This is a genomic window from Pseudoalteromonas sp. Z1A6 (genome assembly GCF_011378745.1).
GTDB classification, from domain to species: Bacteria; Pseudomonadota; Gammaproteobacteria; order Enterobacterales; family Alteromonadaceae; genus Pseudoalteromonas; species Pseudoalteromonas arctica.
In genome coordinates, this window is the sequence record NZ_WTKW01000265.1 from 1 (window position 1) to 5,944 (window position 5,944).

The 5,944-nt window shown below is 38.4% G+C and carries 2 protein-coding genes and 1 pseudogene; 2 read left to right on the forward strand and 1 reads right to left on the reverse strand.

Annotated elements, in window-relative coordinates:
• Nucleotides 1-182: 182 nt before the first annotated feature.
• On the reverse strand, nucleotides 183-3,161 hold the full coding sequence (locus GQR46_RS14940) for a DUF3857 domain-containing transglutaminase family protein (protein WP_165741343.1): 2,979 nt from the start codon (nucleotides 3,159-3,161) through the stop codon (nucleotides 183-185).
• 296 nt (nucleotides 3,162-3,457) lie between these two features.
• On the opposite strand from GQR46_RS14940, the pseudogene GQR46_RS20695 reads away from it, so the two are divergent.
• Together GQR46_RS20695 and fusA are read left to right on the forward strand one after the other, a co-directional pair.
• A pseudogene (locus GQR46_RS20695) lies at nucleotides 3,458-3,609 on the forward strand (two-component system response regulator); the annotation flags it as partial.
• A gap of 206 nt (nucleotides 3,610-3,815) precedes the next feature.
• On the forward strand, nucleotides 3,816-5,900 hold the full coding sequence (gene fusA, locus GQR46_RS14950) for an elongation factor G (protein WP_165741344.1): 2,085 nt from the start codon (nucleotides 3,816-3,818) through the stop codon (nucleotides 5,898-5,900).
• Nucleotides 5,901-5,944 lie beyond the last annotated feature (44 nt).

Sequence of the window (5,944 nt, forward strand, 5' to 3'; positions counted from 1 at the left end):
TAAAAGTATTGACCTTTCAAAGTTAAAATAAATTCAAGCTAGGAATGATTTTATCGCCTTCCAAGACAGCGACTGCTTTGATATAAAATCAAATAGTCTCTTGTAAAGTCTTAGCCCCCAAAGATCAACAGCCTTTAATTAGTAGCTAAAAATATTCGTACTTAATTGGATATTTTAAGCCACTAACGCACTTTATTTACTGTTATACGTAAATTAATCTGCTCCACTAGTACTTTATCCTGCTTGTTTAGACGCCCTACAATGAGCAAGAAATCACTACCGTCAGTTTTTATTACTTTAATGCTTGTGTTATCAAGTTTGGTTTTACCATAGGTGGTTTCTATTTTTTCTATGTCTTTAAAGTGACTAAGATCCGATTCAAGCCTGCCGTCATCGTTTTTGTAGTAACTAAAAATATAGTTCTCGGTTATTCCGTTACCGTCTTCTCGGTAATCAAATACTGCATCGCTATAAAAATAAAGTATTTCTTCGTTTTCAGGTGTTAGGCGATTACGTTTTAAAAAGTGTACTTGGTAAGACCATAAACTATCGCCTTTTATAATTGCGGCATTGGGTAAAATATTTACTTCTTGAAGTACGCCTAAAAATAATAGAGGTGCAAACGCAAGCGAGATTAAATACTGTCTAATTCGCCAGTACGAGTTGTAATGTAGGGCTTCTTTACTTGTATCGGTTTGTTCAATGTAACTAACTAGAGGCAACCATAAAAATGGCATTATACAAATCACTATGGTTGCGTATTCGTCCATACGATAAGCAAAGGCGCTGGCGAGTACCATTAGCCAGAGTGTTAAGGCAGTCCAGTTAGGCATTACTCTATTTTTGTTTAACTGTTGTTGGCTGTGCTCTGCAAGTGCGAGATACAAAGGGTAATACCATAAAAATGCAAATATACCTCGAGCAATAGGCATAATACTTGAGTTATCGCGCTCTTTAATGGCTTTAAAGTTACGATAACTCCAGTAGTTAACAAATATGCCTAAACTTAAAATACTGTAAATAATAAACTTACTTACAGATACTGCATAAAATGGACTATCTTCAAATTTCACTTTTTTTGCTGACTCTAATCGCCAATCGGCGAAAAAGAATATGAGTACTAAAATATAGCCAGCCAACACATACTTAAGCCAGCTATAACCAAAGCTATCTAGCACATCAGCTGTTGTTTGAGGTGTTTCGGTCGTTTCCGCGTATTTTAGAATAGGGTAATGGGTTGCTGATATTAACTTTTTACGCTGTGCTAAATAATCATCTATTTGAGCGGCTTTAATATGATCTTGTTTTGCGTAATAGTCATAACTCAGTGTTAAAACGTTATCATTAAATTCAGTAGTTGTTTTTAGATTGAAGTAGTCGTTATCAATTTCTTGTTGATCGCTATCAAATCCCCAACCTTTTTCTGCAAAATGTAGTTTTATTGTGGTGTTAATTATATTGGGGTAGCCAAAGTAGAGTGGGTCGGTGCGATTTACCTGCTTTGGTTCGTAAACGCTATTTTGTATTTCATTCGCGTAAAAACTAGCTTCGTAGCCTTCGTCTGTTTTTTCCCAAAATTCACTAATTAAATACGATTCTTTGGTTATTAGTTTACCCTTTTGTTCTTGTTCACTAATAGTCATTGCTTCATTGATTGATAGACCCTTTAAAAAGCCTTGGTAATACTCGAAGTAAGATTTAGCAACGCTATTTAGACCACTGCTGGCTATATTGCTTCTTCGGTTAATAGCTTCAAATTCAGCATAAGTGTACTGGGTTTCAAAACGTGATGGCTCAGATACTTTTTCAGCAATAAAAAAGTTATCTTCTACAGATACATTTGTATGTACAGGTTTTTGCGCCATTGAAGTTAAAGTGGTTTCACCTTTATCAATAATTAGGGCATAGCCATAATCAGGCTGTGCTAAATATTCGAGAGTACCTCGTTGGTAGCTAACCGTAGGATCGAGCCAGTAGCGTTTTCCGTTTTGTTTAAGCGTAACAATTACGTGATTAAATACACTTGCAGAAGGTGGAAGTTCTTTTAAACGTTTGGTTTCCTCTGTATCAACTAGCGCAGGGAAGGCCTCTATATCCATCGCTTTTAATAACGAGATAAGCAGTACTGTTTTATCTTTGCAATCGCCATATCGTAGCGAAAGCGTTTCTGAAGCTGACGTTGGTTGATGCGAGTTAGTGCCCATTTCAAGCCCTAAATATCGAACTTCGTCTTGGCTAAAGCGCAGTGCTGCTGCAATTTTGTCTGATGTTTTTGTGTGTTTTGCTTTTATTTCTTCAGCTACATCCAAAATGCTGTTTGGGGTTTCTATGGCTGATTGATAAAGTGGATATGCCCAGTTAACTACCTGACCCCAATCGTCAAACTCAGAAAAGTAAACTTGTGTATATGGGTCGTACCACGTTGGGGTTTGAGAATTTTGCTCGAGTAAGGGTTCTTCAAAAAGAGTTATAGAATAATCTTTGCCATATTTGTTAAGCGTTTCTTGAATATCTGCTGTGCCGTTTATTGTATTAATATGTAAAGGCGTTTGTTTACCCCAAAGTACACGCATATTTTGTTGCACTACGGGTACCGACCAGTTTAGCGTGCGTCTTGTACTAAATTTATTAGCATATATAGGGTTGCTACCTGCCACTGTGTAGCTGTAATCAAGTATGTCGCCACTGCGCATATCATCAATAATAATGTTGAGTGATAAGCTACCATTATAAATACGATCAGCTAACTCAGATTCACCTTGTATAACCGTCATTCTCGCGCTGCCAAGCTTATCAATACGCTCATTATTTCTAATAATCGTTAAGCTGTTTAGTGTTAGCGACTCATAACTTGGATCAAAATCAAGATTAAGCTGGCTTATATAATCAACACCACTTTGATTTAAAGCTTTCATAACCAAACGCGTATAGCGTTGCTGTTTTTGTCTGCTCGGTATATAGGATTGGTTATCGAGTAACAAATAAAGTGTGCCGTCACGTACCTTGGTTATGTCGGAATGCTTGGGTTGCTCAATAATATGTGTATTAACCCAATTAGCTGGTTTATCTATTTTATATTGCTGCGCAAAAATACTATGAGAGGAAATTAATAAGGTAAGTGCAATTAGCCAAGAGCTGAGTCGAAGGAAGTTCCATTTCATTGTAGGGTCTTATAGTTGTTTTTATAAATACTATTGAAGGAATAATGTACCAAATTTAGGCTTTTTTGACAATGAGATGTTAATTGAATCCATCCACATATTTATATCTATAATTATGATAATGAATAAGTTCAGCTCAATTTAGCTTATTATTTATATGCATAGGTTATAAATACAATGAAAGCATAAAGGTATTTAATTATCTCTAAAAATAGCTTTGCTATTTGTCTTATTGCTCGGCACACATTTTACTTTGCAAAATACACTATGCTTTTATAAAGCACGCAACCACCGCATTTACCGCTCAGCAAATGGGTGACTTGGTCGGTGTTAGTCGCTCTACAGCACGCCGTTACTCGGAGTATTTGCTTGAATCAGTAAGTTAACAGCGGATCAAAGTTATGGCAGTATTGGCCGCCCTGAACGTTGCTATAAAATAGCGAAGTAACTTTTTGTACCTAAGGCTTAAATGTTAAATTCCATCTATTTCAATGCCTTACGTTTTTTTTGTTATGTTTGATATTTAATAGATACTGACGATAAAAAAAATATGTTGAATTGATTGCATTTTAAGCGGCTTGTATGGTGATGTTCGCTTTAAGTGATGTTATACTCCTGCGGAATAATTTATCGACTTTATTAAGAGCAAAATTAATGGCAGATTTATCGAAGTACAGAAACATTGGTATTTTCGCGCACGTTGATGCGGGTAAGACCACGACTACTGAGCGTATCCTAAAGCTTACTGGTCAAATCCATAAAACTGGTGAGGTTCATGATGGTGAATCTACTACTGACTTCATGGAACAAGAAGCTGAGCGCGGTATTACTATTCAGTCTGCGGCTGTAAGCTGTTTCTGGAAAGATCACCGCTTTAACGTTATCGATACTCCTGGACACGTTGACTTCACAGTTGAAGTTTACCGTTCACTTAAAGTACTAGATGGCGGCATCGGTGTGTTCTGTGGTTCTGGTGGTGTTGAACCACAATCAGAAACTAACTGGCGTTATGCTAATGATTCAGAAGTTGCACGTATTATCTTCGTAAATAAATTAGACCGTATGGGTGCTGATTTTTACCGTGTAACTGAGCAAGTACGTAAAGTACTTGGCGCAACTCCACTAATCATGACTTTACCAATTGGTATTGAAGATGAGTTTGTTGGTGTTGTAGATGTTTTAACTAAAAAAGCATACGTTTGGGATGACACTGGTCTTCCTGAAAACTACGAAATCACAGACGTTCCTGCAGACATGGTAGATAAAACTGACGAGTATTATGAAATGCTTGTTGAAACTGCCCTTGAGCAAGACGATGCACTACTTGAAGCTTACATGGAAGGTGAAGTACCTTCTTTAGAAGACATCAAACGTTGTATCCGTAAAGGTACTCGTGACCTTGCTTTCTTCCCAACATACTGTGGTTCTGCGTTTAAGAACAAAGGTATGCAGCTTATTCTTGACGCTGTTGTTGATTACTTACCATGTCCTACAGAAGTTGATCCTCAACCTCTTATGGATGAAGAAGGTAACGAAAATGGCGAGTTCGCAGTAGTATCTACTGACGAGCCTTTCAAAGCGTTAGCATTCAAAATAATGGATGACCGTTTTGGTGCATTAACATTCGTACGTATTTACTCAGGTAAACTAAACAAGGGTGACACTATCCTTAACTCGTTTACTGGTAAAACTGAGCGTGTTGGCCGTATGGTTGAGATGCAAGCAGATGATCGTAACGAATTAACTAGCGCACAAGCTGGTGACATCATTGCTATCGTAGGCATGAAAAACGTGCAAACTGGTCACACATTATGTGATCCTAAGCACCCAGTAACACTTGAGCCAATGGTATTCCCAACTCCAGTAATCTCGATTGCTGTACAGCCTAAAGATAAAGGCGGTAATGAGAAAATGGGTGTTGCTATCGGTAAAATGGTTGCAGAAGATCCATCTTTCCAAGTTGAGACTGATGAAGATTCAGGCGAGACTATCCTTAAAGGTATGGGTGAGCTTCACTTAGATATCAAAGTAGATATTCTTAAGCGTACTTACGGCGTAGACCTTATTGTTGGTCAACCACAAGTTGCTTACCGTGAAACTATCACTAAAGAAATTGAAGATAGCTACACGCATAAGAAACAATCTGGTGGTTCTGGTCAGTTCGGTAAAATCGACTACCGCATCAAGCCAGGCGAAGTTGCTTCAGGTTTCACGTTTAAATCATCAGTTGTTGGTGGTAACGTACCTAAAGAATTCTGGCCTGCAGTTGAGAAAGGCTTCAAGTCAATGATGGGTACTGGTGTTCTAGCTGGCTTCCCTGTACTTGACGTTGAAATTGAACTTTTCGACGGTGGTTTCCATGCCGTGGATTCATCTGCAATCGCGTTCGAAATCGCTGCTAAAGGCGCTTTCCGTCAATCGATCCCTAAAGCGGGCGCACAACTTCTTGAGCCAATCATGAATGTTGACGTGTTCACTCCAGAAGATCACGTTGGTGACGTAATCGGTGACCTTAACCGTCGTCGTGGTATGATGAAAGACCAAGAAGCTGGTTTAACAGGCAGCCGTATTAAAGCTGACGTACCGTTATCAGAAATGTTCGGTTACATCGGTACACTACGTACAATGACATCTGGTCGTGGTCAGTTCTCTATGGAGTTCTCACACTACGCTGCATGTCCGCAAAACGTTGCTGATACAGTAATCGCTGCAGAAAAAGAGAAAAAAGCTGCTAAGTAATTAGCTCTTTAACTCTTTAAAAAAACCCGCACATGTTGCGGGTT

Bases quoted from the DNA above. Each gene is read 5' to 3' on its own strand.
- fusA (WP_165741344.1), top strand. From the start codon at position 3,816: ATGGCAGATTTATCGAAGTACAGAAACATTGGTATTTTCGCGCACGTT.
- GQR46_RS14940 (WP_165741343.1), bottom strand. From the start codon at position 3,161: ATGAAATGGAACTTCCTTCGACTCAGCTCTTGGCTAATTGCACTTACC.